Here is a 1,088-nt window from a genome sequence, read left to right on the forward strand (position 1 = left end):
ATACTATATTACTAAACTTTATGTTCGGCTATCAAGTTCGCATCTTCATCAAAGTCATTAAGAGAATAGCCTAATAAATTTAGTAAATTTACAGAACTTATAATTATCTTATTCCAAACTTCTGACATTTCATATAAATCTGTATCCGTATTATTATTTTTACAAATAGTATCAAGTTTATTTTTATATTCTTTTATAGCTAGGAGCTCATTATTATCAAATAAGTACTTATTTTCTGGCCTTTGTATAAGTTCTAATGGATTAATTATCTCATTTACTAATTCATCGCCACAAGTATATTTATCAGTAGTAGCATTGTCTATATATTTTTTTTGATACTCAGTAGAAGCTAATTCAAATAGCCTTTCTAATAATATTTTTTTAGTTGATACATTTTTATTTTCCCGTAATAGCATTAAGATTTCCGTAAATTCGATTTTGTTATTTTATTTACCAAGCTCATTGCGGTCTATATTATCTATTGTACTATAATCAAAATCTTTTATTTGATAACCCAAAATATTTAAAAATTTTTCTGCATCTATTTTTAATCCAGCCCATATAGTTGTTCCGTATATATCACCATTTGGCAGGTTGAGTATTTTATTTCGTAATATATTTGCAAATTCTAATTCTCGTTCTGAAAAATTATTTTTGAAACAATCTAATTGTGCTTCTCTACAAAAATTTGCAACCTCTTCAATTAAGTCTTCTGGCGCCACATACTCATAAATAGTAGAATTATCAATATAATGTATTTGATAATCTGTTGAAGCAAGTCTAAACAAAGACTTTGCCAATAATTCCCTTATTTTTCTCATTTTAATTTCCCTTAACAGCATTAAGATTTCCATAAATTAGATTTTGTTATTTTATCTACCAGTTTATTTTTCCTACACCATTGTATGTAAAAAACTGTGTGCTAGTATCCTGAGCAGGCTCTAAACCGCAATAATAAAACTTTGTATTTAATGCATTTGCCATTTTCTTGCAAAAAATCAATAAAATTTTGTAAGGGAATTTTATTTACTTCATTAAAATCAAAAGATAATGTCAGTTCGTTTTCATTATTGTATATTAGAATATAT

Annotated in this window: 3 protein-coding genes; all 3 read right to left on the minus strand. The window is 25.9% G+C overall.

What is annotated here, in order from left to right:
* Nucleotides 1-11: 11 nt before the first annotated feature.
* The 3 genes from F3G69_RS09190 to F3G69_RS09700 are packed head-to-tail and all read right to left on the minus strand — an operon-like array spanning nt 12 to nt 1,002.
* A complete protein-coding gene (locus F3G69_RS09190; RefSeq protein ID WP_103583816.1) occupies nt 12-416 on the minus strand; it encodes a hypothetical protein in 405 nt (134 codons plus the stop codon).
* Nucleotides 417-446: 30 nt separating this feature from the next.
* Entirely contained in the window at nt 447-821 is a 375-nt protein-coding gene (locus F3G69_RS09195) for a phytanoyl-CoA dioxygenase (protein ID WP_103583819.1), read from the minus strand.
* A 55-nt stretch (nt 822-876) separates the two neighbouring features.
* Nucleotides 877-1,002: a Cdi1I family immunity protein gene (locus F3G69_RS09700; RefSeq protein ID WP_508610274.1), complete on the minus strand. Its 126-nt coding sequence runs from the start codon at nt 1,000-1,002 to the stop codon at nt 877-879.
* Nucleotides 1,003-1,088: the final 86 nt, after the last annotated feature.

The organism is Campylobacter concisus (genome assembly GCF_902460625.1).
Classification (GTDB): domain Bacteria; phylum Campylobacterota; class Campylobacteria; order Campylobacterales; family Campylobacteraceae; genus Campylobacter_A; species Campylobacter_A concisus_AD.